This window comes from Rhodococcus sp. AC861 (assembly GCF_979256035.1).
This window is the reverse complement of sequence record NZ_CEEDMW010000061.1, coordinates 1-257: the sequence shown is the minus strand read 5'-3', so window position 1 is coordinate 257 and position 257 is coordinate 1. Positions and strand designations below refer to the sequence as shown.

At 63.4% G+C, this 257-nt stretch carries 1 protein-coding gene; it reads left to right on the top strand.

Features of this window, described 5'->3' with window-relative positions; genetic code table 11:
* A partial coding sequence (locus AC0IX4_RS23150) for an ABC transporter transmembrane domain-containing protein (RefSeq protein WP_471831427.1) occupies positions 1 to 257 on the top strand: 257 nt, incomplete at both ends.

Sequence of the window (257 nt, the reverse complement as noted above, 5' to 3'; positions counted from 1 at the left end):
CTACGAGGTCGAGCGTTTCGACGACGCGAACACCGCCCTCACCGCGACCGCGCTGCAGGTCGGTCGACTGATGGCTCTGATGTTCCCCGTCGTCATGCTGATCAGCAACGTCACCAGCGCTGCCGTGATCTGGTGCGGTGGCCATGCCGTCGACGAGGGTCGCATGCAGATCGGCTCTCTGACCGCGCGTCTCAGCTACATCATGCAGATCCTGATGTCGGGGATCATGGCGTCGTTCATCGCGAGGCGGATTCGGC